This window comes from Ruficoccus amylovorans (assembly GCF_014230085.1).
In the GTDB taxonomy this organism is placed as follows: Bacteria; Verrucomicrobiota; Verrucomicrobiia; order Opitutales; family Cerasicoccaceae; genus Ruficoccus; species Ruficoccus amylovorans.
Window position 1 is genome coordinate 202,382 of sequence record NZ_JACHVB010000020.1, and the last position, 24,801, is coordinate 227,182.

22 protein-coding genes are annotated in these 24,801 nt (G+C 61.5%); 15 read left to right on the top strand and 7 right to left on the bottom strand.

Annotated features, from left to right (window positions below):
* Positions 1-21 precede the first annotated feature (21 nt).
* The 3 genes from H5P28_RS07330 to H5P28_RS07340 form a co-directional block, all read right to left on the bottom strand.
* Positions 22-2,298, bottom strand: coding sequence for a GumC family protein (locus tag H5P28_RS07330; protein ID WP_185675054.1), 2,277 nt, complete (start codon positions 2,296-2,298; stop codon positions 22-24).
* Between the two features lie 53 nt (positions 2,299-2,351).
* Positions 2,352-3,266, bottom strand: a complete 915-nt coding sequence (locus H5P28_RS07335; RefSeq protein WP_185675055.1) for an SLBB domain-containing protein — start codon at positions 3,264-3,266, stop codon at positions 2,352-2,354.
* Positions 3,267-3,332: 66 nt separating this feature from the next.
* On the bottom strand, positions 3,333-4,607 hold the full coding sequence (locus tag H5P28_RS07340; protein ID WP_185675056.1) for a porin family protein: 1,275 nt from the start codon (positions 4,605-4,607) through the stop codon (positions 3,333-3,335).
* 208 nt (positions 4,608-4,815) lie between these two features.
* On the opposite strand from H5P28_RS07340, the gene H5P28_RS07345 reads away from it, so the two are divergent.
* Positions 4,816-6,525 (top strand): hypothetical protein, encoded by a 1,710-nt coding sequence (locus H5P28_RS07345; protein ID WP_185675057.1) that lies wholly within the window; start codon positions 4,816-4,818, stop codon positions 6,523-6,525.
* Between the two features lie 184 nt (positions 6,526-6,709).
* On the opposite strand, the gene H5P28_RS07350 is transcribed toward H5P28_RS07345, so the two are convergent.
* Positions 6,710-8,206 (bottom strand): sigma-54-dependent transcriptional regulator, encoded by a 1,497-nt coding sequence (locus H5P28_RS07350; RefSeq protein WP_185675058.1) that lies wholly within the window; start codon positions 8,204-8,206, stop codon positions 6,710-6,712.
* A gap of 150 nt (positions 8,207-8,356) precedes the next feature.
* On the opposite strand from H5P28_RS07350, the gene H5P28_RS07355 reads away from it, so the two are divergent.
* The 6 genes from H5P28_RS07355 (at position 8,357) to H5P28_RS07380 (ending at position 13,489) form a co-directional block, all read left to right on the top strand.
* Positions 8,357-8,512 carry a hypothetical protein gene (locus H5P28_RS07355; protein WP_185675059.1) on the top strand — a complete coding sequence of 52 codons (156 nt, stop codon included), beginning with the start codon at positions 8,357-8,359 and terminating at the stop codon, positions 8,510-8,512.
* Between the two features lie 44 nt (positions 8,513-8,556).
* Entirely contained in the window at positions 8,557-8,868 is a 312-nt protein-coding gene (locus H5P28_RS07360) for a hypothetical protein (RefSeq protein ID WP_185675060.1), read from the top strand.
* Positions 8,869-9,041: 173 nt separating this feature from the next.
* Positions 9,042-10,049 carry a rod shape-determining protein gene (locus H5P28_RS07365; RefSeq protein WP_185675061.1) on the top strand — a complete coding sequence of 336 codons (1,008 nt, stop codon included), beginning with the start codon at positions 9,042-9,044 and terminating at the stop codon, positions 10,047-10,049.
* Positions 10,050-10,075: 26 nt separating this feature from the next.
* Positions 10,076-10,963 (top strand): rod shape-determining protein MreC, encoded by an 888-nt coding sequence (gene mreC, locus H5P28_RS07370; protein ID WP_185675062.1) that lies wholly within the window; start codon positions 10,076-10,078, stop codon positions 10,961-10,963.
* Positions 10,953-11,477: a hypothetical protein gene (locus H5P28_RS07375; protein WP_185675063.1), complete on the top strand. Its 525-nt coding sequence runs from the start codon at positions 10,953-10,955 to the stop codon at positions 11,475-11,477. Before mreC ends, H5P28_RS07375 begins: the two co-directional genes overlap by 11 nt.
* Before the next feature lie 83 nt (positions 11,478-11,560).
* On the top strand, positions 11,561-13,489 hold the full coding sequence (locus H5P28_RS07380; RefSeq protein WP_185675064.1) for a peptidoglycan D,D-transpeptidase FtsI family protein: 1,929 nt from the start codon (positions 11,561-11,563) through the stop codon (positions 13,487-13,489).
* A 228-nt stretch (positions 13,490-13,717) separates the two neighbouring features.
* Here the strand turns inward: H5P28_RS07380 and H5P28_RS07385 are convergent, their stop codons facing one another.
* A complete protein-coding gene (locus tag H5P28_RS07385; RefSeq protein WP_185675065.1) occupies positions 13,718-14,602 on the bottom strand; it encodes a rhomboid family intramembrane serine protease in 885 nt (294 codons plus the stop codon).
* A gap of 163 nt (positions 14,603-14,765) precedes the next feature.
* Between H5P28_RS07385 and H5P28_RS07390 the strand changes: the two genes are divergently transcribed.
* Entirely contained in the window at positions 14,766-15,005 is a 240-nt protein-coding gene (locus H5P28_RS07390; protein ID WP_185675066.1) for a ferredoxin, read from the top strand.
* Positions 15,006-15,068: 63 nt separating this feature from the next.
* The gene (locus H5P28_RS07395) at positions 15,069-15,227 is read left to right on the top strand and encodes a hypothetical protein (protein WP_185675067.1); all 159 of its coding nucleotides are present in this window, start codon (positions 15,069-15,071) and stop codon (positions 15,225-15,227) included.
* A 391-nt stretch (positions 15,228-15,618) separates the two neighbouring features.
* Here H5P28_RS07395 and H5P28_RS07400 read toward each other — a convergent pair whose 3' ends face one another.
* Positions 15,619-17,094 (bottom strand): TrkH family potassium uptake protein, encoded by a 1,476-nt coding sequence (locus tag H5P28_RS07400; RefSeq protein WP_185675068.1) that lies wholly within the window; start codon positions 17,092-17,094, stop codon positions 15,619-15,621.
* A 6-nt stretch (positions 17,095-17,100) separates the two neighbouring features.
* Entirely contained in the window at positions 17,101-18,450 is a 1,350-nt protein-coding gene (gene trkA / locus H5P28_RS07405) for a Trk system potassium transporter TrkA (RefSeq protein WP_185675069.1), read from the bottom strand.
* Positions 18,451-18,650: 200 nt separating this feature from the next.
* Here trkA and H5P28_RS07410 point away from each other — a divergent pair, with 200 nt between their 5' ends.
* The 6 genes from H5P28_RS07410 (at position 18,651) to H5P28_RS07435 (ending at position 24,777) form a co-directional block, all read left to right on the top strand.
* Positions 18,651-19,622, top strand: coding sequence for a purine-nucleoside phosphorylase (locus H5P28_RS07410; protein ID WP_185675070.1), 972 nt, complete (start codon positions 18,651-18,653; stop codon positions 19,620-19,622).
* Positions 19,623-19,724: 102 nt separating this feature from the next.
* The gene (gene purE / locus H5P28_RS07415) at positions 19,725-20,240 is read left to right on the top strand and encodes a 5-(carboxyamino)imidazole ribonucleotide mutase (RefSeq protein WP_185675071.1); all 516 of its coding nucleotides are present in this window, start codon (positions 19,725-19,727) and stop codon (positions 20,238-20,240) included.
* Complete coding sequence (locus tag H5P28_RS07420) at positions 20,237-21,376, top strand: 5-(carboxyamino)imidazole ribonucleotide synthase (protein ID WP_185675072.1); 1,140 nt, start codon at positions 20,237-20,239, stop codon at positions 21,374-21,376. The genes purE and H5P28_RS07420 overlap by 4 nt, the downstream gene beginning before the upstream one ends.
* 139 nt (positions 21,377-21,515) lie before the next feature.
* Positions 21,516-22,676 (top strand): cysteine desulfurase family protein, encoded by a 1,161-nt coding sequence (locus tag H5P28_RS07425; protein WP_185675073.1) that lies wholly within the window; start codon positions 21,516-21,518, stop codon positions 22,674-22,676.
* Positions 22,677-22,780: 104 nt separating this feature from the next.
* Positions 22,781-24,016 (top strand): DNA replication/repair protein RecF, encoded by a 1,236-nt coding sequence (gene recF, locus H5P28_RS07430; RefSeq protein ID WP_185675074.1) that lies wholly within the window; start codon positions 22,781-22,783, stop codon positions 24,014-24,016.
* Entirely contained in the window at positions 24,013-24,777 is a 765-nt protein-coding gene (locus tag H5P28_RS07435) for a sulfite exporter TauE/SafE family protein (RefSeq protein ID WP_185675075.1), read from the top strand. The genes recF and H5P28_RS07435 overlap by 4 nt, the downstream gene beginning before the upstream one ends.
* The last annotated feature ends 24 nt before the right edge of the window (positions 24,778-24,801 follow it).

Sequence of the window (24,801 nt, forward strand, 5' to 3'; positions counted from 1 at the left end):
ATTCGCTCCACTGACACGGATTCAGACGGTTTTATCTGTCTTGTCTGTATCCGTGTTGTCGTCAGGCTTCTGCTCCGGGTTGGCCGGGGCTGATTTGTCCACCAACTCGGCCACGACGGTTTCTTTTTTGCCGCTGACCGGAGTCTTGTGCTCCTCACCTGAGGGGATCTTTTCCGCGTGTTTGGGATGGCCCTTCTTATCCTTCTCATGGTTCCCGGCCTTGGGGGCGTAGGAGCGGTAGGAGTAGTAATCGTAGTACTTGTAGTAGTAGTGATTGGGCTCGCGGTTATCGACGAAGTTCAGGACAAAGCCCCGGATCTTGGTGCCGCGCAGCTCCAGCGTGTCCACGGCGGACTTGATCTGGCGCGTGCGGGTGTAGGTCGAGCGGATGATGAACAACACGGCATCGGCCTTGGTGGCGAGCGAGGGCGTGTCGTCCGTGGCAAGCACGGGCGGGCAGTCCAGGATGATGTAGTCGTAGCGCTTTTTCAGTTCGTCCATGATCTGGTCGAAGCGCGTGCTCATGAGCAGTTCGCCCGGGCGCTCGGGGTACTCCCCGGTGGCAATCAGGTCGAGCCCTTCATAGGAGGTCTGCTGGATAACGTCCTCGGGCTTGAGCTCCGTGTCGTTGAGCAGTTCCGAGAGGCCGACATTGGCGTTCAGGCCAAAGGCGCGGTGGGCCTTGCCGCGGCGCAGGTCGGCGTCGATGATGAGTGTCTTGGACGAGGCAAAGGCGAGCGTGATGGCGAGATTTGACGAGAGCGTGGACTTGCCCTCGGCCGGGATCGAGCTGGTGACCAGAATCGTCTGCGGGCGCGGTCCCTGGCGGTCCATGAACAGGAGCGAGGAGCGGATGTTACGGCAGGACTCCGCGAACATGAGCCGGTCGTCATTGGGCTGGAGCAGCGTGACTTCACCCTGACGCTGTTTTTGCAGTGGGATAATCCCAAGGACCGGAGCGTGGAAACGCTGGGTCACGTCCTCAACCGAGGTCAGACGGTTATCCGTCATGGCGAAGGCGAAAAGGATACCGACGCCCAGGGCCAGGCCGACCAGACCGCCCGAGGTCACCTGCTTGAACATGTTAACCGGGATCGTGGTCGGGGTCGTCGCGGGCTCAAGGATGGTGACAGGTTCCTGATGGATGTTCTCGCTCTGGTGGAGCGACTCCATCATTTTCAGGTACGAGTCGTGCCGGGCGCTGTAGCTGGCCAGCCGCGATTTGATGCGGTCAAACTCGGCGTTGAGCGTGCTGTACTTGAGGGCCTTCTGCTCGGACTCCTGAATGACGACGTTGAGGTTCGCCAGTTCGCCAGCGAGGATCTTCTTCTTGTTAACCACCTGATTAAGAGTCTGGCGGCGGATGATTTTTAAAAGGTTTTCCTGACGCTCGATTTCCCGCTTGAGGTCGATGATCTTCGGGTGCTTCGGCTTCATGTAGATGGAGAACTCATCCATCTCGGCCCGGAGGCGCTCAAGGTTGCGGCGGGCCTGCCCGTACTCGGTATCGGTCTCGGTCAGGACGGACTCGACCAGCGCCTGCTCGTCACCAGGGGGCAACCCCTGATCGACGAAACGGTCCAGGTCGATCTCTTCGAGCAGGCGGAGCTGGGTCTTGAGTTGGGCCTGCTGGTCCTTCAGGGAGGCAAGTTGCGCGCCGGCGGTATTGCCCTGTTCCTGCACGAAAATGATGTTGTTCTTTTTCTGGAAATCAAGCTTCTGCTGTTCGAGTTCCTCGATCTGGCGCTGGTACTCAAGCAGGTTCTCCTGAAGCGAGTAAACCGTGTCCTTGGCCTTGCTCTCGCGGCGGTCGCGCTTGAAGTTGAGGTATTCCTCCATGACCGCGTCGAGGTAGGCCTGGGTGTAGTTCTGCTCCGCGCCCCAGGCGGAGAGATTAAAGATGTTGGCGTCCTTGGATTGGGTGACGTTGAGGGTGACCTGACAGGGAAGGTATTCCGGGTGCAGCGCGCGCACGCGGTCGGCGGCCTTCTGGCGCACGAGGCTGCTCGTCATCAACTGCACCTGGGTGCCGTAAAAGTTCGCGTAAACCTCGCTGTACTGGGCGGCGGACTTGTCGGTGAGCACGATCTGGCCGTCCACGATCATCTTGGCCCGGGACTGATAGACGGGTTTCTGCTGCCAGCCCTTGTAAGCCTGGAACGAGACCCCGAGGCCGACGGTCAGGAGAAACACCCACCACATGCGCTGAAATGCGATCCGCCCCTTGAAAAACCAGGAGTGGAGCATTTCCGACCAGTCAAAGTCGCCCTCAGATTGCTGTGTGCCAAATTCCGCCATGTCGTTGTCGCTGGATAGTCAGACCGTATTCGTTCGTTTTTATTCCCTGCCGCCTAGAACTTGACCCAAGCCTCGGGCACGATCACGCGGTCATCCGGCTGAAGCAGGATGTCGTTGTCGCGCAGACCGTCTTCGAGAATCTCGCCCACATCAACCTGAAATTCCTTGCGCTCGCCGTTCTCGTCGTAACGGATGATCTTGACCGAACTTTCGGAGGCGAACTCGGTGAAACCGCCGGCCTTGAGAATCGCCTGGCTGAGCGTGATCTGGGTGCCCATCGGCAGCGGGTAGATGCCGGGGCCGCGCACCGCGCCGGTGACGGTGTATTCGCCGCTGGAGTCCCCGGCCTGCGCCACAAAGATGAAGTCGTCAGGCTGCACGATCAGGTCGTCTTCCAGGCGGCCGGTTTCGAGGATACGGGCCACGTTGATCTCGGTTTTGACCTCCTTGTCGCCGGGGCCGCTCTGGCGGATCAGGCTGACACGGGTCGGGTCGGCCTGTTGGGTAAAGCCGCCCGCACGCAAAATGGCCTTGCTGACGGTAAGCACTTCGCCGGGGGGGATGGTCATCGCACCCTGCCGGGCCACCTGGCCGAGCAGGAATATCTGCCCGCGGTTACTCAGGTCCTTGTACTCGGAGACGTGTACGGTCGCCTGATAATAGTAATCGACCTCCAGCGCGTCGCTGATCTTTTGGGCCAGCTCGCGCGGGGTGAGCCCGGAGGCCTCGATCTTGCCGATCAGGGGTACGTCGATCTTGCCGGATTCGTCCACCAGCACGATATTGGCCGCTTCGCGATCCTCAGCCACCATGTAGCTGAGCTTGTCGCCGACCTTGATCGGCGTGGTGTCGTCAAGCAGCTCCATCGTGTTGACGCTCGCACCCGTGTCGAACGGGGCGGCTCCGGAAAAACCGAAAGCTGCCTGACTGATCAGGAGGGCGCATATGAACAGGAAAAGTTGTGGCATGGTCAGACTCGACGGGAAATCATTATACCTAATCTTCGGGTAAAAAGGACGTAAATTAAGCAAAAATTAGAAATCGTAGCGCAGATCGAGGATGACCTGGTTACGATTAAAGGTACGTTCGGGCAGGTTTGAAGTCCGGTGCGTCCGCACATAGGCGAAGGTGCTGCTGAGCTGGCGGGAGAAACGGTAATCGAAGCCGAAGCTGATCAGGTACCCGCTAAAAACTTCCGGAGCCGGGCCGCCGGAGTCTTCGCCCCAGTCATAGACGATGGAAAAGTTTGGTACCAGCCGCTGCGAAAGCTGATAGGAGGCGGCGTAGCCGATGGTGTCCGTGGTGGTGGCGTTGCTCAGGTAGCCGTTCTGGATCACGCGGGTGTAACTGAGGGAATGCTGGTAGCGCTCGCTCAGGCGGTGCGTGAAGACGATATTGGCCTGAATGCCCGAGGGCTCGGACAGGTCCCCCGTCGTCCCGGTCTGCTGCACATTGTAAAAGGTATAGTTCATGCTGGCCTGGACGTTGACCAGCGGGCTCATCTGCCAGACGACCATCGGCCCGAGAAAGTAAGTCCATTCGTCGTTGTTGACGTTTTCGGCATAGTCGATGTACGAGAATCCCCCCGTGAAGCCCGCCGTCAACTGCGGCGAAATGAGAAAACGCGGCCCGGCGGAAAAGGTGTAGGTCGTGCTTTGGGTAAAATTGAAGTCCTGCTGCGTGGGCAAGATGTCCGTGCGCGAGAAACTGCCGAAAACGACCACATCGTTGTAGTCAGCCTCCACATTGATCCCGGCGATGTTGGTAAAGCGGCCGTAGCGCATGGAGTTGGGGACGAGCTGGCCGTTGGCGTCCAGACGGAGCGCGTCAGTCGGATCAATCGAGTACGAGATCCGGTCGAACAACTCGATCTCCCAGTTTTCGATGAAAAAGGAAAAAGCCAGCTTGGTATCCGGCGAAATCGAGACGAAGTTGTTGATCGAGCTCAGTTCCGGGTTGTTCGTGTACCACTCATAAAAGAGGCCGAGATTGATGCTGATGGTGTTATAGTCGCTCACCCGCCAGCGGCTGCCCAGCGTCACCCCGGGGCTGATGATAAAGTCCGAAACCGGGAAATTGGTCGAGCCGGTGATGTTGTCGTTGTACTCGAAGCCCAACTGAGCCGACAGGTCGAAATACACCGGTCCGGCCCGCAGGTTCTCCCCTTGCCCGTAGGCCCGGCCCACCATCGCCGCCAGCCCAAGCAAGCACAGCGACAGCCAAATCGCGGACACACGACCACCCCGGAGGCTTTTTGAGAAAGGTATCCGGCCCATTGACAGCAGACTGGCGCGCAGAAAGTGTGGCATCCCCCGGGAGTTCCTAATAACTAAGGGTTTTCCCCATCAGAGGGCATGCGCGGGCATGCTGGCGACTGTAAAATTGATCAACCATTTCACAATTTTCGGCGCACCGGGAATTTTCTTAATTGTTTTGCTTATAAGCCGAAAGAATATTATAGAGGAAACCCTCACCAATCACATGCAGTTTTCCACCAGAAGTTCCCTGTTTCGATGCATGAGCGCCCTGGCCATCATGCTCGCGCCGGCTCTTAGCCTGGCCCAGACCTCCGCCCTTCCGGATGTCTCCACGGCCCCCGTCCTCGCGGCGGACAGCACCGCCCCGGCCACCGGCATGCCCTCCGTGATGGACCTTCCCGCCATGATCGGCCCCAAGGAAGAGTACGAAGAGGATTCCTACGCCATGATCGAGGTGGAGGAAATCGACCGCGAAGAACTGCTCGACAAGCCCATGAACCTGGCCCGCTGGATCATGGGCGCGCGCCTCTACACCTACGAAACCGGCCACCTCGAACCCGTCAAGGAGGACTACTCCGACAATACCAGCCCGGCCTCGCTCCTGACCAAGGATGCCGACGCCCGCTACCCGATGTACCTGGATTCGTACAAATTCGTCATCGACCTGGGCGACTACTGGATGATCAACATGTTCGAGTTCATGAACTACGGTGCCCGTGGACGAGCCCAGGTCTTTTACTCGGACGTGCTTCAGGACCCCAACTCGGGCCAGTGGAAAGCCGCTTCGCCCATCGTGCCTTTTTCCTCTGACGGCAAGGTCTCGCTCTACCTCGGGGCGCTCGACACACGCTTTGTCATGCTCGTGATCGACAACATGGCCCACGGCGACATCGGGCCGTTCTCGGTCTACGGCGACTTGAAAATCTCCCAGATGCGCCTCGCCGGCGGCAGCCTTTCCCAGAAGGAACTCGACGCCCTCCCCCTCAAGGAGCGCGAGAAGTACCGCCCCATGCGCTACGACTGGGCCACCCTGCACAGCGGCTGCCGCGTGAGCTACGTCAGCTCCGGCGACCCACGCTACAGCAACGCCATGATCGACGACGACATGGAGACGATTTGCCAATTCAAGCAGGAGCCCGAAACCGTCGTCATCATGGACCTGATGGAAGAGCGCAACATCAACCGCATGTCCATGCTCTTCAGTTCCGATCCGGGGCTGTTCGAAATCTATTTTGTCCACAAGCTCCCGGAGGGCCTCAAAACCGAAAGCGACAGCGGTGCGCCCCCGGCGCAGATTATTGGCGAGTCTCCGGAGACCATTATCGACGGCGAAAGCGCCTATTATTCACCCGGCACCGGGCCCAGTCCCGAAATTTATCTGCCGTCAGCCCCCGGCTCCTTCGGGCAATGGCTGGCGCTGGCCCAGCTCGGACAGGTTTCGGACAACACCACGGACGAAATCCCGATCAAGATCACCCGACTGCCCAAAGAATTTTTCCGCGACACCAAGCCCAACCTGACCTACGTCTCCGATGGCGGCATGAACTCCTTCCGCATCGAGTTTCAGGAAATAACGGGGCGCTGGTGCATTATCCGCTTCCGTCGCAACTTCAACAGCCCCGAACAGGGCGTCAAAATTGACAAGCCCGCCGCTGGCACCCAGAGCATGCTCATGCCGATCAAGGTCGGTCCGCACGCCTACGCTCCCGCCCCCCTGAGCCTTCTCGGCCAGACCAGTGACGACGACAGCGGAATCCCCAGCGGCCTGCGCATTTACGAGGTCAGCATTTTCGGGGACATCTACGTCATCGGCAACGCCCTCGAACCGGTCAGCGGGGTACAATTCGGCAGCAACAGCCAGACCTCAAATCCCGGCGGCGTGCCGGGCGGCGGGGGCACCCCCGGCGGCCCAACCGTGCCGCCCGTGGACCCACCCCCGCCCTACGTCCCCGACCCGGTCAGCCCGTAGAGACGTGTTAGCCAAGCTCTTGCGCTAACGGTACCCTAGTGTCGTGTTAGCTAAGCTCTTAATAAATGTTAATGGCCACAAAAAGGCACAAGAAGCACAAAAACTTCGTGGATACAGAGTTCGCTCTGCGTCTTTGCGCCTCTGCGGTGAAAATATTTTTATCAGAAACTAAGCTAACGGTACCCTAGCTCCCTGTTTTCAGTTGCAGGTACTTTTTAACCGTGCGGCGGTCGAGTTTGAGGCGGCGGCCCAGTTCCTCATAGTTGGGGATGCGGGCGTACTGCTCGGCCACGTAACGGGCCAGCAGTTCCTCGGCAGTGAATTCGCCACGGCTCCACGGACCAGCGATCCCCTCTCCGACGGCCGGCTTTTCGAGGTTTTCGGGCTGGTAGTCGCCGTGCACGGTGATGTTGCGCACGCATTGTTCCAGTTCGCGGAAGTTGCCCGGCCAGGCGTAATCGACGGGCAGCTTTTTCCCGATCCAGTCGCAGACTTCGGCCGTTACTTTTTCGCCTTCCTCCGGTCCGGCCATTTTCCGGGCGATGAAGGCGACCAGCGTTTCGAGTTCGCCGGGGGAGCCGTTGAGAATCTCCCGTAACGAGGGAGTCTGCACCCGATCGGCATTGAGCCGGAAGTAAAAGTCCTCGCGGAAGCGGCCCGCCTGGATTTCCGCCACCAGGTCTCGGTTGGTGGCGGCCATGAGCTTGCCGGTAAAAGCTTTGGGCTCGGTCTCGCCGATGGGCACGAATTGTCGCGTCTGGAGCACGCGCAGGAGTTTGATCTGAATGGCCACGTCGGTTTCCCCGATTTCATCCAGAAAGACCGTCCCGTGCGGCCCGCAGGTCTCGAAATACCCCTGACGGTTCTGAAGAGCGCCGGTAAAGGCCCCGCGCCGGTGCCCGAAAAGCTCGGACTCGATCAGCGTGGGTGAAAGGGCCGAGAGGTTGATCGGGTAAAAGGCTTTGACGAAGTCCTCGGTAAAGGCGCGTGCGTTCGGGTCGAAGGGGATGTAACGCGACAGCCCGATACCGCGGGCGACCAACTCCTTACCCGAACCGGAGGGGCCGGTAATCAGCGTGATGATGTCGCCCATGCGGTCGGCCAGCACACGCTGGTAGCGGTCCATGTCGCGGGTAAAAATCGACTGCCAGATGCGCGCCCGCAGGCGGTTGGCGGCGGGAGACTGGCCGATGATGTAGCGATGGATATGTAAAAAAGCCCGCCGAATCTGGTCCATGACCGCGAACAGCCGCTCCAGCCCCATCCCGGCGTAACGCCCGATGAGCCCGCCTGGCAGGCCCTCCTCCACTTCGCGGACAAAGCGGTCGTAAAACCCGACCCGCTGCCCGGCGTGCCCGCGCTCGTGGGCCTGCTCGATCAAACGGTCGAACTCCGGCATGAACCGGTGGTAAATCCGCACGAAGACCATTTCCTGAAAAATCTCACGTTCGGCCTGCGTCCCCTTGCCCGAGGCGAAGCCCGGACGCGTCTGGCCGAGCAGTCGCTCCAGGTCTTCCCAAAGCGCCGACAGGCGCTCCCGCTCGCTGAGCCGCCCGTAGGCTTCGCCCAGCAGTAATTTTTCGATCTCCTCGCGCTCGGGTTCGAAGGGGTTTTGCCAGGCCAGTTGCGCGTAGCCCCGCGCGCGTTCAGCCTGTTTACCGGGGAAAAGCGTGCCTGCCATACATTTTTTGTCTATGAATCAGGCATCAAACGTCAATCCAGAATCAAATGGCTGAATTCTTTAATTTCACAATAAAACGCATAACCCTTATATACAGCAAGTTAAGGAACAATGAGCACAAGTTGGCATGACTCCAGTTAAGAAGAGGGCATGAAAACAAAAAACACATCCTCCAAGTCCATCGACAAAAACAAGACGACTCACCACCCTGAGCGCACCCTGCGTCTGCCCGACCTGAGTATCCCGCTTTGCCTCGGAGTTTTCACCCTGGTTTACTTTCTGCTGGAATGGGGTATGAAATTCTAAAGCCGCCTATCCAAATCAGACAACTTTCCTACTTTCCGCGAATCATGCAACATCCCGCCACCTCCTACCCTGCCCCGCGTCCGCCCGTCTGCTCACTCCTGTCGCTGATTATGCTGGGGCTGGCACCGCTGATCGCCCACGGGCTCTCGTATCTGCTCAAGGAACAGCGCATGCACACGCTCGAAATCGCGATATACATGATCTTCGCATTCGGCATCTTCAATCTGGCCAGCCTCGTTTTCGCGATTGTTTCCTGCGTGCGCCGCGAACGCTGGGCGCCGTTCTCATGGACCGTACTGGTCCTGAATTTCCTCCCCGGCCTCTGGTTGTTCGGAGTTCTTGCCACTAATTTATAAGCCCACGGCCCAAGTTCCTCCGTTTTTCCACCAACCCGCTCCCCTGCCCAATCACTGGCCCGCAACACTCCGCCGACCGATCCGATGCGCAAACCGCCTCATTAATCCCTCATAACGTTGCCAACCAATAAAATGCCTTTGACAAGACGGCCCGGGCTGGTGTGTATATCGACGTGCTAGGATTCCTATCCAACGACATTGGTATCGACTTGGGCACGGCGAACTGCCTCGTCTTCGTCCGTGACAAGGGCATCGTCCTGCGCGAGCCCAGCGTGGTCGCCGTCTACAACAACACGAAAAAAGTCCGTGCCGTTGGCATTGAGGCCAAGCGCATGCTGGGCCGGACTCCGGGCAACATCACCGCCCTGCGCCCGATGAAGGACGGGGTCATCGCCGACTTCGAGATCACTGAGGCGATGCTGCGGCACTTCATCCAGAAGGTCGCCCACAACACGAAATTTGTCCCGCCACGCGTCGTGGTGGCCGTTCCCTCGGGCATCACCGAGGTCGAGCGCCGCGCGGTCAAGGAATCCGCCATCCACGCCGGAGCCCGCGAAGTGCTCCTGCTGGAAGAGCCGATGGCCGCCGCCATCGGCGTGGGCCTGCCCATCGAGGAGCCTTCCGCGAACATGATCGTGGACATCGGCGGGGGCACGACCGAAGTCGCCATTATTTCTCTGGCCGGTGTCGTCTTTACCCGCAGCCTGCGCGTGGGCGGCGACGAGATGGACAACTCCATCATGGCCTACATGAAGCGCGCCTACAACCTGATGATCGGCGAACGCTCGGCCGAAGACATCAAGATGCGCATCGGCTCGGCCTACCCGCTCGAAGAGGAGCTGACCATGGAGGTCAAGGGGCGCGACTCCGTCGCCGGGCTGCCGAAAACCCTCCACATCACCTCGCAGGAGATCCGCGAGGCCCTGGCCGACGTCTTTAACTCGATCATCGAGGTCGTGCGCTCGGCCCTGGAACGCTGCCCGCCGGAACTTTCCGCCGACCTGGTGGACCGGGGCATCGTCATGGCCGGAGGCGGCTCCATGATCCGCAACCTGGACAAGCTTCTGAGCGAAGCCACCGGCCTGCCCGTCATCATCGCCGAAGACCCGCTGAGCGCGGTGGCCAACGGCACGGGCATTGTCCTGCAGGACCTCTCCTGGTGGCTCAAGGACGCCAGTTGAGCCGTCCGCCGTACCGGGAAGTGTAAATGGCCCTCAAACGCCTGAGCCAGTTCAAGCCGCTCGTGGTGCTGCTGGTTTTTCTGGTGGCCTGGTGGGTCATGCCGGTCATGCTCAAGCGCTGGATCCAGACCGGTTTTTATGAGTTTCAGGCTCCGATGATGTTCGCCGAGTCGCAGGTGGAGGATTTGCAGAGCTACTGGACCCTGCGCGGCCAGTCCAAGCGCGAAATGATCGAGGCCGGGCGTGACCTGGCCCGTGAAAACGCCCGGCTGACCGTGCAGCTTCAGGAGAATCGCACGCTCTCGGACGAAGCCTCGCGGCTCGAAGCCCTGCTTGAACTGCCCTCGCACCCGGATTTCCGCTACGAGGTGGCCCGCGTGGCCCGTCGCGAACTCTCCGCCTGGTGGCAGCAGATCGTCATCCGCAAAGGGGCCAACTACGGCATTCCCGTCGGGGCAGCCGTCATCTACAAGGGCGGCGTGGTGGGCCGTGTGCGCGAGGTCCACGCCTACACCGCCGTGGTGGAGCTGATCTCCAGCAGCGGGTTTCGCATGGCGGCCAATGTGGCCGGTGAGGACCGCCCCGTCACTTATCAAGGACTGCTCAATCCCCCCTTCAGCAACCCGATGGGCGAAGTGCTCAACGTCCCGGCCTCTGTCAAGGTTTCCCCGTCGCAGCCGCTGCGGCTGGTTTCCTCGCGGCTGGGCGGTATTTTTCCCGAAGGGCTGACCATCGGCCAGGTGGTCGAGCTGACGCCGGGCTCGGATGGTTTTTTTCAACAAGGGCGCGTGCAGCTTAACCCCGATCTGGGGGCCTTGCGCGAAGTCGCGATCATCGTCCCCATCGAGCAGGAGGGAACGGCCCTCGCCGTCGAGCCTTCCGCCGCCAGCCGGGAGGGCCAAGGTGGAAATTGACCTGCGCGGCTGGCTCCTGATGGGCAGCAACGCGCTGCTGTACTGGCTGCTGCAAATGCTCAACGACGTGTCCGGCGCGAGCGGGATCACCCTGAGCCTGAACGCACTCTATCTGGTCATTCCGGCGGCGTGCATGCGCCAGCGCTGGGCGCTGCTGCTGGTCTTTGCCACCGGATGGCTGATCGATGCGCCGCTGCCGGTCGCCTTTGGCTTTCATTCGATCATCTTCGCCATCGTAGTGACGCTCCTGCACGCCTTTCAGCGGGGACTCTCGCGCGCGGGACTGGGACAACTGGTTCTGGTCGCGCTCGGGGTCAATACCGTGCTCATCCTCGTGCAAAGCCTGCTCCTGGCCGGACCCCTGCTGGGCAACGGTGCCTATTGGGTCCGCATTGCCAGCGACCTGGCGTTTTCCTCGCTGGCACTGCCGCTGATCGGCTGGTGGTTTTTCAGTTGGGAGCGCTGGCTGCTCATGATCTGCGGTTCCGGCTCGGAAGCCCCTGAAACTACCTAAGCCCGGAGTTTTTTTTCGAACTTTCGCTTCCCTGTCGTAGTCAGTAGTCGTAGGTTTACTATTTTCGGGAATCCGCCAAGCACATGAAGTTCGACCATTTCAAACTGTGGAATTCGCGACTGAATATCTTCTTTCTGGTGTTCGGGCTGATGTTCATGGTGTTGGCGGGCGGACTGGCCTGGCGGCAACTCATTCTCCAGGGCGAGTGGAAGGCCAAGGAGGAGCGGCAAAATATGCGACGTGTCATCCAGCCAGGGCCGCGCGGTGACATCCTCGACCGCCACGGCAACATCCTAGTCGGCAACCGGCCGCGCTTCTCCGCCGTGGTGTACCTGCGCGAGCTGCGCGAAGAGTTCGACAAGGAGTACTCGAAGCTCATCAACACCCTACGCGAGAAACACCGCGAGGAGAACCCCGACACGCCCTTTAGCTTCGACTGGCAGGAACTACGTTGGGAATCACGCCGGATCGTCCTCCAGCGCTACCTGGACCAGATCAACGCCATCCTTGGCACCGATGACACCGTGACCCTGCGCGACCTCCAGCGCCACTACTGGAGCAAGCTGCTCATGCCCTTCCCGCTCATGGGCGATCTCGAACCCGAGGAGTACGCCCGTCTCATCGAGCAGCTCCCGCTCGGTTCCCCCATTGACATCTACACCGACACCGCGCGGGACTATCCCTTCGGCCCCACCGCCTGCCACACGCTCGGCTACGTCGTGGCCAACCCCGAGGGCATCAAGGAAGACGCTATCCCCGGTGAGGACCTGAAAACCTTTCACTACAAAAGCGAGGTGGGCAAAAACGGTCTCGAAAAAGCCTTCGATGACCAGCTCCAGGGCACCAGCGGGGGCGAAATCTGGGTCGTTGACCGCTTCCAGTTCCAGTACGACAAGCCGCTGGTTGAAATCCCCGCCAAGCAGGGCGCGAACGTCATCACCAGCCTCGACATCGACCTGCAACTGGCGGCCGAGGAAGCCATGAGTGACAAGACCGGGGCCGCTGTCGCCATCGACATCAAAACCGGCGAAGTCCTTGTCCTCGCCAGCAAGCCCGGTTACAATCTGAACGACTTCTCCCCCTTCATCCGGCAGGAGGCATGGAATCAGGCCGTCGAGCAGGGCGCGCTCTACAACCGCGCCACCCAGGGGCTTTATGCGCCCGGCTCGACCTTCAAGATGATCACCGCTATCGCCGCCTTGCGCAACGGCATGGTCGGTGCCAACGAGTACCTCGAATGCGGCACCCACTTCCGCGTGGGCAACCGCCTTTTCCCCGAGCACAGCCACGCCAGTTTCGGCCAAGTGGACCTGCGCAAGGCCCTGCAAAAGAGCAGCAACGTGTACTTTTACCAAGTCGGCCTGCGGGCCGGGATCGAAAACATCGCCGCCGAAGCCAAGCGCCTCGGTCTGGGCGAGCCGACCGGCATTGAAATTCCCTACGAGGCCACCCGCATGATCGTTCCCACCCCCGCCTGGCGCAAGGAGCGCGACGGACGCCCCTGGACTCAGGGCGACACGGCCAATGTCTCCATCGGCCAGGGCGACCTCTTCGTCACGCCGCTCCAGATGGCAGCCTTCGCGGCTTCGCTGGCCCGCCGCGAGACCCACACGCGCGTGACACTCCTGCACGACCCCGAGCAAAAGCCCGTCAACCACGGCGGCGAACCGCTCGGGCTCGACGACGCTCAGTACCGGGCCATCGTCGAGGGCATGGAAGCCGCCGCCGGCCCCGAGGGCACGGCCCGTTTTGCCATGGTGGACGGCGTGCAGATCGCCGGAAAAACCGGCACCGCCCAGGTCAAGCGCCCCAGTGGCAAGATTACCCTGGCCTGGTTCCTGGGCTTCGCCCCGGCGGAAAATCCGCAAATCGCCGTCGCGGTGGTCATGGAGGGCCTCGTCCCCGGCGACCACTACGCCGGTGGTAAAACCGCCGCCCCTGTCGCCCGCGCGATTTTCGAGACCTACTTCGCCGACAAGGATCTCTCCGATCTCCTCGCCCAGGGCGACTAACGCGCAATGCGGTTTCGTCTTAAATAATACTGTGGCCACAGCGCACACAGAGAAAGCACGGTACACACAACGTTTTTATCTTTTGAAAGCCCTTTGCGGTTAAAAACAAAAACCGTCCAGCTACAACAACGAAGGGAGGCCGACAGTATACCTGAACAGGCTTCTCCGTCTCATCCGGCGTTATGCCATTTCCCAGTCGAATGGTATAAGCTATTGGCGGAAAGGGTCTTACTTGCTTAAGAGATCCTTGGCCTGATCGAGAATTTCCCGTTCCTCAGCGGTCAGGGAAGCGAAGCCTTCGTGGTTGATCTTGTCGAGGATGCGGTCCACTTCCTTGCGCAAGGCGGCGCGATTGCTCAGGTTGAGCTTGAATGGGCGGTGGCTTCCGGCAGCGGCCTTTTTTTTGCGGACCCAGGCGGGCGGTTCGATGCTGATCTTGCGCCGGGGCATCCAGGGCGCGCTCAGGGCGTTGAGGCCGTAGCGGAAGTACAGCCAGCCCACCAGCATGCCGCCCAGGTGGGCGGACCAGCCGACCGGCCCCATGTCCAGAATTGGGGCCAGCCCGAACAACTGCGGGATCTCATAAAACAGGAAGCCCCCGCCGTTAATCCCAACGGCGATCCACAGCAGCCACTTCGGCTGAAACGTCACCGGCAGAATAAAAAACAGCAACAGCGTGATGGGCTGGTTCGGGTGCATCAGGCAGAACAGTATCAGCAGCCCGAAGGAGGCCGCCGAAGCGCCGATCAGGAGGCTGGCTGGCGAGGTCAGGTGCACCAGCGCCCAGAGGACTCCCCCGGCCACGATCATGGCCACGCAGAGCTGGGTCAGCCGCTTGTGGCCGACATCCGGCAGCAGTGCCCGCCCGAGGAAGAAAATCCCCAGCCCGTTGCCCAGGATGTGCCAGAACCCGCCGTGAAGCAGCGCGTAGCTTGCCAGCGTCCAGACCTTGAACGAGAGGACGTTACCGACGCTGAGGGCCACCCAACCAGTCAGCAGTGGCCCCATCCCGAACCACACCCCGAGCAGGTGTTGCAGGACAAAGCCGCCCGCCAGCACCCCCAGGAACCAGTACAGATACGGAACGGCCTTTCCTGCCGGTTCCGCGCGCATGTAAGGTCTATCGTAAAGCATTTATTCCTTCCAGACGGCCCCGCCAACTGGGCGGATGGCTCCGTAAAAGCCGAAACAGTGCCCAAAACCTTCCGTCTGGCAAATATATATTCAAATCATAACTTGACGCCCCCCTGTCCAAAGAATTATTGGATGCTCCCTTATGGCTGATAAAGGTGACAAATGGCCCGAGAACATTTCCGGTAAATTCTATGTCGATGAGCAATGCATCGACTGCGATCTGTGCCGCGAGACGGCGCCGGATTTCTTCGCTCGTAATGATGACGGCGGTTATTCCTACGTCTATAAGCAACCCGAGTCCCAGGAGGACATCGACATGTGCATGGAAGCCCTCGAAGGCTGCCCGGTCGAGGCCATCGGTGACGACGGCGAGGAAGACTAGGCTCTCTCTTTTATAACGCATTACTCTATTTGCCTTGCGGCCACCGGCCGCAGTTCATGTAGCATGCCCAGGCCGAGACGTACCCGTACCAAAGTCGTCAAGACCAACGTTCGACGCGTCGTCAAATGGAAGCGGCGGCATAACTATGCCCCCTATATCATTTTATTCCTGCTGCTGCTGATAGGCATTCTCGCGGTCATTTTTCAGGATTACCTGCGTTGAGCGGCTTCCGAGGGCCACCCCTCGGCAGATCACATATTTTCAACGATACGGAGCAGGCAGTTTGCCGCTCCGTATTTTTTTGCCTGAGCAAAAAGAGGCTTGGGCGAAATCTAGCTATGAATTTTGGGGTTCTGCCCCAAGGCTTATGCCAGAAACTAGTGTCCCGTTAGCTTAGTTCCTGATAAAAACATTTTCACCGCAGAGGCGCAAAGACGCAGAGCGAACTCTGTATCCACGAAGTTTTCTGTGCTTCTTGTGCCTTTTTGTGGCCATTAACATTTGTTAAGAACTTAGCTAACACGACACTAGCGCGATTTAAATAGAGTCGTAGCCGGCTGCTCAAAGACCGAATGCCTACAGTATTTTTTGAAACGCTCTAAGCTGACAGGCCCTAGCTGAACCGCTTCCAGAGCGAAGGGGTAAAGAGCACCAGAACGGCATACAGCTCCAAGCGTCCCATAATCATGAGCAGCGCCAGGAATATCTTGGCCGCCTCGCTGAAATACGAGTAGTTCAGGGTTGGGCCGACCTCGTTGAAGCCCGGCCCGACGTTGAACAGGCAGGCCAGCATGGCCGAAAAGCAGCCCTCGAAACTGAGTTCGTGCTGGAGCAAGGCGAGCACCGGCAACGAGAGCAGACAGACGATGGCTAACAGTACGATGTAGTTGATAACGTTTTCCTGGTCGTCCTTGTCGAGGATGCGGCCATTCATGTGCATCGGGCGGACAACCCGCGTCCGGAATGCCCGCTCGATCTGTTGGCGGGCCACCTTCAGGGCCACGACCACACGTACGACCTTGGTGCCGCCACCGGTCGAGCCCGAGCAACCGCCGACGATCATCGCCATCATCAGGAGCGTATGGACGACATTGGGCCACATCTGGAAGTCCGCCGTGGAAAAGCCCGTGCTCGTCATCAGCGAAACCGCCTGAAAGGTGCTCACGCGCAGGGCCTCATTGAAATCGCCCACCACACCTTCGCCCAGCAGGATGAGCGTGATCAGGATGCTGAAGGTCCCCATGATGATCAGGTAGGCAATAAACTCCGTGTTGCGCCAGACATGACGGAAGTCGCATTTGACCATGCGCAACATGACAAAAAAGCTCGTGCCGCCCAGGGCCATAAAAAGCGTCACCATCCACTCGATCGTCGGACTCTGAAAGGCCCCTACGCTGCTGTTGTAGGTGCTGAACCCTCCCGTCGAAACCGTGGCGAACATGTGGCAGAGCGCGTCAAACCAGTTCATCCCGCACAGGTGAAAAACCACCGCGCAGAGTGCCGACAGCCCGAGGTACACGTACATGATCTGAAGCACGCCGTGCTGCACACGCCCCGAGTCGATGTCGGTCGAGTGGCCCGAGGATTCGTTGGAAAAGAGGATTTTCGCCCCCGCGCCGAGCGAGGACAGCAGTGCCACGAAGAACACCACCACCCCGAGGCCGCCGATCCACTGGCTCAGGCAACGCCAGAATAGCAGGCTGGTCGGGATGCTCTCCAGATTGCTGAAGACCGAGGCACCCGTGGTGGTCAGGCCCGAGGCGGTTTCAAAGATCGAGTCCGCAACGGAGGCCTCCTCCAGAATGAGATAGTACGGGAGCGCGCCGATCACGCTGGCCAGGATCCACCCCAGCCCGATCACGGCGAGGGCTTCCTTGCGCAGGAGCTTGTTACCCGCGCCACGGCCCAGCAGCATGCAGATCAGGGCCAGCGCCACCGCCACCGCGCTGCAAATCAGCCATTCGTCAAGGACGCCGTCCTCGCGCACCGAGGTGTCAAAGGTCTGCCCCATCCCCAAGCAGATGAGGAAGGCGACGGCCAGCGTCGTCACGATGACGCTGAGCAGTTTACTAATGATCCGGTAGTTCATCCGCGCTCAGGTCAGCATATTCAGAAGGGGCTTCAGGCTGTCCTCACGGACAATCGCCACCAGTCGGTCACCGGGCAGGATCACGTCTTCGGGGCCGGGCATCTTGGCCTGAAACTTGTGCAGCAGCACGACGATGATAGCCCCGCGCGGCCAGGAAATATCGCGGATTTTCCGGCTCACGCACGGGCTGTCCGAGGAGACACGCAGCTCGATAATCTTGCCGCTGCGGTCCGGCAGGTTGGACAGTTCGGTGAATCGGTCCAGTGTCAGGTAGCGTAAAAGCTCCTCCATCGTGGCCTTGCGGGGGGCGACCGCCAGTTCGACGCCAAGGGTTTCCTTCAACTGGTCGAGCACGTCTTCGTAGTCGGGCTTATTGATGACGAGCTGGACGTGCCGGGCCCCGAGTTTGTTGGCCTGCAGGCACGTCATGATGTTGTCCTCGTCGTCCTTGGTGCAGGCCACGAAGTAGTCCACGCTGCCGACCTGCTCCTCTTCCATCAGGCGCAGGGAGGTGGCCGAACCGTTGATCACGGTCACGTGCGGGAAGCGCTCGGCCAGCGAGCGGCACAGCCGGGCGTCGTTCTCAATGATGCGGATCTTGAAACGCGGGTTTTTGAGCAGGCGCACCAGGGCGATGGCCGTCTCGGACCCGCCGAAAAGTACCACACGGATATTATCGCCGAATTTTTCCGGCTCAAAATAGGGGCGCACCTTCATGAGCACATCAGTGAGGCCGAAAAGGGTCAGCAGGTCGCCCGGCTCCAGCACGGAGTCCGCGTCCGGCACCTCGGTGTGCCCCTCGCGTTGGACCATGCCGATACGCATGCCCGCGGGCAGGTGCAGCTCCTTGAGCGCTTTGCCGGTGAAGCGCGACTTGCGGGCGATGCGGAGTTGGTGCACCTCGATCTCGCCGCGGGCGAAGTTCTCCACCGCCACCCGGCCCGGATGGCGGATCGACTTGGCCAGCTCGACCGCACTGAGGGCCTCCGGATTGAGCAAAAAGTCGATCCCGAAGTGCAGTTGGTAGTTGACCAGAGAGTTGTCGCTGTAGGTCTGGTCGTGAATGCGGGCAATGGTTGAGCCCGCGCCGAGCGCCTTGGCCAGCGAGCAGGCAATGAGGTTCGTGCGGTCGTCACTGGTCATGGCCAGGAAAAAGTCGCAATCGCCCGCGCCCGCTTTTTGCAGCACGTGGGCCGAAGCGCCGTTGCCCTCGACGACCTTGACGTTGGCCGATTCGTCAACGTCCTGCGCGGTTGTCTCCGAAGTCTCGATCACCGTGACGTTGTGCCCGACATCACTCAGCGTTTGACTGAGAAAACGGCCCACATCGCCAGCCCCTACCACCAATATCTTCATAATCGTGTCCTGACGGCTCCCCCGGTACGCATGAGCGTGGCGAGGTCATCCCTCTGCCTGGGGGCGCAGCCGCGTTGTAGCATATCCGGTTATCTTCGCCCATCCCCGGCCCTAATGAAAGCCTTTTTTACGCTCACGCCGGTGGGTTTCGGCCAGCGGATTCCATCGACAAGCGCCCCGTTTTTTACCTAAATAGGGCCATGCCTGTTTCTCCCAAAGTCGTCCTTGTCACCATGTTTGAACCCCTTGGCCGCCCCGGCGAGATGTCGCTGTTCAAGGAGCGGCTGGACCTGTCCCCGGTCGAGCTGGCCGGGACCGGCCTGCGCGATGTCCACCTCGGGCACGACGGCCAAGTCCTCGCGCTGAGCACCGGTGTGGGCACGGCCAACACCGCCATCTCACTCATGGCCCTGGGGCTGTGCCCGGAAATCGACACCTCGGAGAGTTTTTTCCTCATCGCGGGCATCGCCGGGGCCGACCCCACGGCGGCCACGCTCGGCACCCCGGTATGGGCCGACTGGTGTGTGGACGGCGACATCGCCTTCGAGATCGACGCCCGCGAAATCCCCGCCGGGTGGTCAACGGGCATCCTTCCGCTGGGGGCGCGTGAGCCCTTCGGCGCATCAAACTTCGCCCAGGCCGACATGGGGCGGCCCTACCAGGTTTTCGAGTTCAACCACGCGCTCGTACAGGCCGCCTTCGACCTGACCGCCGGGCTCGCGCTCGACACCTCCCCCGCCCACGCCGCCTACCTGGAAAAATTCCCCGAAAACTCCGCCGCCCGCCAAGCCCCCGGCGTCCTGCGGGGCGATTGCCTGAGCGCCGCCCGCTACTTCCACGGGGAGCGCGCCACCGCCTGGGCCCGCCAATGGGTTTCCCACTGGACCGGCGGCCAGGGGCGTTTCGTCACCTGCGGGATGGAGGATTCGGGCACGCTCCACGCCCTCGCCGTGCTCGACGAACTCGGCCAGGCCAGCCGCAACCGTGCCCTGCTCCTGCGCACGGCCAGCAACTTTACCCAGCCCCCGCCCGGCGAACCGGCCAGCGAACATTTTTCTGACGAAAACACCTTCCCGGCCTTCGATCTGGCCCTCGAAAACGGCACCCGTACCGCCTGCACTGTCATAGACGCCATCCTGGCCGACTGGCCCGAGTGGAACAGCCGGTTTTGAAGTTACTATCCCGGCCCATGTCTCACAAAAAAGCCCAGCCCTCCCCTCTGGAGCGCAAGCCGGGCTTGATAACTGCGCACAAGTGTCCACACTGACCAGCTTATGGCGAAAAGTAAGCAAAGCGCGACGGCCCGGCCCGCCGTCGGAATCATCATGGGGAGCACCTCGGATTGGGAAACCATGCAGCACGCAGCCGAGACGCTGACCACGCTCGGCGTGCCCTTTGAGAAGGAAGTCGTCAGCGCCCACCGCACCCCGGAAAAACTTTACGATTACGCCAAAACCGCCGAGAAGCGCGGGCTCAATGTCATCATCGCCGGGGCCGGCGGCGCCGCCCACCTGCCCGGCATGACAGCCGCCATGACCACCCTGCCCGTCTTTGGCGTGCCCGTGCAGTCAAAGGCGCTCAGCGGTATGGACTCCCTGCTTTCCATCGTGCAGATGCCCGCCGGGATCCCGGTGCCGACGCTGGCTATCGGCCGGGCCGGGGCGATTAATGCCGCCCTCAGCGCCGCCGCCGTCATCGCCCTTGGCGACGCCAAGGTCCGGCGCAAGCTCAAGGCCTTTCGCGACAAACAGACGGCCACCGTCATGGAAGCCGAACTGCCCGAGTCATGATCGAGCCCGGAGCGACCATCGGAATCATGGGCGGCGGGCAACTCGGCCGCATGTCCATCCTGGCTGGACGGCAGCTTGGCTACCGTTTCCGCGTCTTCGAGCCTAACCCCGGCTGCGCTGCCGGGATGGTGGCCGACGCCGAGATCAACGCCCCCTATACCGATGAGGACGCACTCCTGCGCTTCACCGAGGGGCTGGAGGCGGTGACTTTCGAGTTCGAGAACGTCCCGGCCGAGCCGCTGGCTGTGCTCGCCGCCGCCGCCCCCGTACGCCCGAAGCCCGAGGTGCTCTACGTTTGCCAGAACCGCCGCCGCGAAAAGGAGTTCCTCTCCGGGCACGGCTTCCCCTGCGCCCCGTTCCGCGTGGTGGACGGACCTGAATCGCTGGCCGAAGCCGTCGGCACGATCGGCTTTCCCTGCGTGCTCAAGACCGCTGACTTCGGCTACGACGGCAAGGGCCAGGTCAAGCTGACCGCCGAGAAAGACTGGACGCAGGTCTGGCAGGATTTTGACGCTCCGCTGGGGGTGCTGGAAAGCTGGATCCCTTTTACCGCCGAGTGCTCGATCATCGCGGCCCGGACGCCGGAAGGGCGCATCCGGTGCTTCCCGCTGGCCGAGAATATCCACCGCAACCACATCCTGCACATGACCATCGCCCCGGCCCGCCTGAGCGAACAGGTCCACGAGCGGGCGGAGGAACTGGCCCGCGACATCGCCGAAGCCCTCGGCGTGGAGGGGCTGGTCGCGGTCGAGCTTTTTGTGACCGACAAGGACGAACTGCTCGTCAACGAGCTGGCCCCCCGCCCCCACAACAGCGGTCACCACACCATCGATGCCTGCGTGACGAGTCAGTTCGAGCAGCACATCCGCGCCGTCTGCGGGCTGCCGCTGGGGGCCACCACCCTTCACACGCCCGCTGTCATGGTTAACCTCCTTGGCGATGTCTGGCCCGAAGGCCGCTCCCCCGACTGGGATCGCCTGCTGCGCAACCCGCGCCTCAAGCTCCACCTCTACGACAAGGGCGAGCCCCGGCCCGGCCGCAAGATGGGCCACTTCACCCTCCTGGGCCAGGACGGCGAGCCCCCCGTTGACGAGGCCGAAGCCATCTTTCAGGATCTCTCGCGGGCCGGAGTATAAACCACAGAACGCTTTCGCCTTTGCCAGCCCATGTGGGACCAGCAACGCTCCCGGATTCCTACATGTCAGAAAGGCTGGCTAGCGCGAGAAATTGCTTTGCGTGGCGGAGATTTTTGCGGCAAGATAGTTAACTGCGACGATGACCTATTTTGACAACAACGCGACGACTCCGCTGGACCCTGTGGCCGAAAAGGCCTGGCTGGAAGCCAGCCGCGAGTCCTGGCAAAACCCGTCCAGCCCCTACAGCTCGGCCGCCCGCGCCCACAACAGGCTGGAAGACGCCCGCGAACGGCTGGCCCGGCTGATGGACGCCGACCCGAAGCAGATCGTCTTCAACTCGGGCGCGACCGAGGGCAACAACGCACTTTTCCAGTTTTTCCAGCGCTTCGACCCACAGGGCCGGGTCGTGGTTTCCGCCGTCGAGCACCCCTGCGTGCTGGCGAGCGCCCGCTACTGCTTCCCCAATCAGTGCGAGATCCTCCCGGTCAACGCGCAGGGCGTGGTGGATATTTCCGGGCTGGAAAACCTGCTCAAAAATGGCGGCATCGCCCTGGTCTCCATCATGGCGGCCAACAACGAGACGGGCGTCCTCCAGCCTTGGCCGGAAGTGGTCAAACTCTGCCGCAAGTGGAGTGTCCCCTGCCACCTCGACGCCGCCCAGTGGATCGGCAAGCGCACCTGCGCGGGCATGGGCCGGGCGGACTTCGTGACCGGCTGCGCGCACAAGTTCGGCGGCCCCAAGGGGGTCGGATTCATTAAAATTTCCGAGACTTACAACGATTTTCAGTGCTTCCACGGGGGCGGTCAGGAGGACGGCCACCGTGCCGGGACCGAGAACGTGCCCGGCATCCTCGCCATGGTCGCACAGCTTGAGGAGCGCGAACGCCGCATGGAGGAAACCGCCACCGCCTGGGTGGTGGGCCGACAGGTCTTCGAGCACCGGATCAAGGAACTGGTGCCCGGAACGCGCGTCGTCGGCGAAAAAGCCGATCGCCTCGGCAACACCGCCTGCCTGATCATGCCGCGCTTCCCCAACGCCCGCTGGGTTGCTCAACTCGACCGCCTCGGCTTCGCCGTCGGACGCGGTTCGGCCTGCGGCACCGGCAAGGCCGCTCCCTCGTACGTGCTGGCCGCGCTTGGGCTCAGCGGCGAAGAGGCCAAGCGTGCCGTGCGCGTCAGCGCCGGCTGGGACACCACGCCGGACGACTGGCGCGGCCTGGCCGATGCCTTTGCCACCGCCTGGAAAAAGCTCCGCGCCGAGCAGCAAACGCCCACCACCGCCACGGTGATTTCGATCTAGCGCTGGTTACTCCGCTTTGAGGCACTTATGATGTTGCTCCCGCGAAGCCACGCGAAGGAACGCGAAGGCGCTTCAGAGTTCCGGCTGTTACTCCTTCCTCCGGCATGAAGCTGCTTCGGCTCAACGCGGAGAATTTCCGCAACATCGAACTGGCGTCCCTGCGCTTCGAGAAGGCGAGCACGTTCCTGCTCGGGCGCAACGGGCAAGGCAAAACGAATCTGCTGGAAGCCGCCGGTATGGTCACGGCGTTGCGCTCATTCCGCACCAGCGAGGCGCGTTCGCTGATCCGTCACGGGCAGCGGCAGGCACGGCTCTTTCTGGAGTGTGAACGCGAGGGCGAAGGAGCCGCCGAGATCACGCTCAGCTTCGCCAGCGCGGGCAAGCAGATCACCTGCGACGGCGAAAACGTCACCCGTCTGGCCGACTTCATCGGGCGCTTCCCCACCGTGACGCTTTCCTCGGAGGACATCCAGCTCATCCGGGGTGGCCCCGCCCTGCGCCGCCGCTTTCTGGACCTGACGCTTTCAGCCATGCGGCCCGATTACTTTGAGGCGCTGCGCCGCTACCACCGGGCACTGAAGGAACGCAACAGCCTGCTCAAAAGCGGGCAGGGGCCGCGCGCCGAGGCCGAGCTGTCCGCCTTTGACAAGGCCCTCGCCCCCGCTGCCGTCACCGTCTGTCACCTGCGCCGCGAGGGCGTAGAAGTCTTGACCAAACACCTGTGCGCGGCATATGCGATCATCAGCGAAGGAGCCGAGGAGCCGGAGCTGCGCTACCGCCCGGAATCCGGCATGGACTCCCCGGAAACCGCCCTGAAAACGCTTCGCGAGAGCCGGGCGGCGGACTTCGCGCTCAAATCCACTCAACGCGGTCCCCACCGCGACGACCTCGGGCTTTACGTGGCCGGCAAGCGTGCGCGCGACTACGCCTCCGAGGGGCAGCAACGCTCGTACGTGGTCAGCCTGCGGCTGGCGCAGATGACCTGCTTTGAGGAAAGCTCGGGCGTGGCCCCGGTCATCCTGGCCGACGACGTGCTGGGCGAACTCGACCCCGTCCGCCGCCAGCGCTTCTGGGGCGCGGTCGGGGCGGACCGGCAGATCATCGCCACCGGAACCGAGCCGCCCCCGCCGGGTGAGCGAGAATGGGACATCCTGCGGGTGGACGCGGGCACTTTTTCACGGGAGTCAGAGATGGCCCCGGACGCGGTTCAGGACGAAACTGCTGCCGCTTCACCCACCCGCGCAGAGCAGGCTCCTGCCCGCCAGGAAGCACCGGCCTCACAACCGCCAAGCACACCCGGCGCGGACGGCCCTGAAGCCGAGGCGAGACCCGACCGATGAGCCTGGCCGACCTGACACTTCAGCAGTGGATTTGCGGGCTGCTCGGGGCGCTGTGCATCGGCTTTGGCAAGGGTGGCCTGCCCGGCCTGGGTAATCTCGCCATCTGGTTTTTCGCGATGGCTTTTGAGCCGAAGCAATCGGTCGGGATTCTCCTCCCGGCCCTGATCTGCGGCGATATCGTGGCCGTGCTGGTTTACCGTAAGCACGCGGACTTTCGCTATGTACGGCGGTTGCTGCCCTGGAGCATGCTCGGAGTGGTGATCGGATTTTTCCTTTTCAACCGGATTCCAGGCGATGTTTTTTCCGTCGTCATCGGCGGGATGCTGCTGGCCATGACCGGGGTGCACTTCCTGCGGCAATGGCTGCTGCGCAAACGGGCCGAAGGCGCCGAAGACCCGATCCCGCACAAGCCGTGGTTCATCGGCGGGACGGGTATCGCGGGCGGGGTGGCGACCATGCTCGCCAATGCCGCCGGGCCGATCGCCTCCTTTTACTTCATGGCTATCCGGCTCCCGAAAATGGCCTTCATCGGGACATCGGCCTGGTTCTTTTTCCTCATCAATATTTTCAAGCTTCCGTTCCAGTCCGCTGCCGGGAACCTCACACTGCTCTCGCTCCAGATCAGCCTGGTCTTCGGCGCAGCGGCCATCGTCTGCGGGCTGATCGCCCCGAAAGTGGTGCGCTACATCCCGCAACGCTATTACAGCGCCTGCATCTGGACGGTCATCATCTTCGCCGCCATCTCGCTGATTGTTGGGTAGTGTGGTGTCAGTTTAGTCTTTTCC

Bases quoted from the DNA above. Each gene is read 5' to 3' on its own strand.
- H5P28_RS07330 (WP_185675054.1), bottom strand. From the start codon at position 2,298: ATGGCGGAATTTGGCACACAGCAATCTGAGGGCGACTTTGACTGGTCG.
- H5P28_RS07335 (WP_185675055.1), bottom strand. From the start codon at position 3,266: ATGCCACAACTTTTCCTGTTCATATGCGCCCTCCTGATCAGTCAGGCA.
- H5P28_RS07340 (WP_185675056.1), bottom strand. From the start codon at position 4,607: ATGCCACACTTTCTGCGCGCCAGTCTGCTGTCAATGGGCCGGATACCT.
- H5P28_RS07345 (WP_185675057.1), top strand. From the start codon at position 4,816: ATGAGCGCCCTGGCCATCATGCTCGCGCCGGCTCTTAGCCTGGCCCAG.
- H5P28_RS07350 (WP_185675058.1), bottom strand. From the start codon at position 8,206: ATGGCAGGCACGCTTTTCCCCGGTAAACAGGCTGAACGCGCGCGGGGC.
- H5P28_RS07355 (WP_185675059.1), top strand. From the start codon at position 8,357: ATGAAAACAAAAAACACATCCTCCAAGTCCATCGACAAAAACAAGACG.
- H5P28_RS07360 (WP_185675060.1), top strand. From the start codon at position 8,557: ATGCAACATCCCGCCACCTCCTACCCTGCCCCGCGTCCGCCCGTCTGC.
- mreC (WP_185675062.1), top strand. From the start codon at position 10,076: ATGGCCCTCAAACGCCTGAGCCAGTTCAAGCCGCTCGTGGTGCTGCTG.
- H5P28_RS07380 (WP_185675064.1), top strand. From the start codon at position 11,561: ATGAAGTTCGACCATTTCAAACTGTGGAATTCGCGACTGAATATCTTC.
- H5P28_RS07385 (WP_185675065.1), bottom strand. From the start codon at position 14,602: ATGCGCGCGGAACCGGCAGGAAAGGCCGTTCCGTATCTGTACTGGTTC.
- H5P28_RS07390 (WP_185675066.1), top strand. From the start codon at position 14,766: ATGGCTGATAAAGGTGACAAATGGCCCGAGAACATTTCCGGTAAATTC.
- H5P28_RS07395 (WP_185675067.1), top strand. From the start codon at position 15,069: ATGCCCAGGCCGAGACGTACCCGTACCAAAGTCGTCAAGACCAACGTT.
- H5P28_RS07400 (WP_185675068.1), bottom strand. From the start codon at position 17,094: ATGAACTACCGGATCATTAGTAAACTGCTCAGCGTCATCGTGACGACG.
- trkA (WP_185675069.1), bottom strand. From the start codon at position 18,450: ATGAAGATATTGGTGGTAGGGGCTGGCGATGTGGGCCGTTTTCTCAGT.
- H5P28_RS07410 (WP_185675070.1), top strand. From the start codon at position 18,651: ATGCCTGTTTCTCCCAAAGTCGTCCTTGTCACCATGTTTGAACCCCTT.
- purE (WP_185675071.1), top strand. From the start codon at position 19,725: ATGGCGAAAAGTAAGCAAAGCGCGACGGCCCGGCCCGCCGTCGGAATC.
- H5P28_RS07420 (WP_185675072.1), top strand. From the start codon at position 20,237: ATGATCGAGCCCGGAGCGACCATCGGAATCATGGGCGGCGGGCAACTC.
- H5P28_RS07425 (WP_185675073.1), top strand. From the start codon at position 21,516: ATGACCTATTTTGACAACAACGCGACGACTCCGCTGGACCCTGTGGCC.
- recF (WP_185675074.1), top strand. From the start codon at position 22,781: ATGAAGCTGCTTCGGCTCAACGCGGAGAATTTCCGCAACATCGAACTG.
- H5P28_RS07435 (WP_185675075.1), top strand. From the start codon at position 24,013: ATGAGCCTGGCCGACCTGACACTTCAGCAGTGGATTTGCGGGCTGCTC.